General features: G+C 68.1%; 1 pseudogene. It reads right to left on the bottom strand.

What is annotated here, in order from left to right:
* A pseudogene (locus PA598K_RS37115) lies at positions 1–204 on the bottom strand (hypothetical protein); the annotation flags it as partial.

Genomic DNA, 204 nt, shown 5'->3' with positions numbered 1-204 from the left:
GGCGTCTTCAGCTCATGCGAGATCGTCGAGATCAGCTCCTGCTGCGCCTGATCCCGCGCCAACTGCTGCCCGCTCTGATGGAGGAGCGATAGTCGCAGCTGTTCGACGACGGCACGCAGCTCGCCGACCTCCTCTGCGTCGGATTGGGCGGGGTGGCCAGGTGCGGCGGGCGCAGCATAGTCGCCTCGGAGCAGCGCGCTCACG

The organism is Paenibacillus sp. 598K (assembly GCF_003851045.1).
Taxonomy (GTDB): Bacteria; Bacillota; Bacilli; order Paenibacillales; family Paenibacillaceae; genus Paenibacillus_D.
The sequence above is the reverse complement of the archived record's forward strand: the minus strand, read 5'-3'. Positions and strand labels throughout refer to the sequence as shown.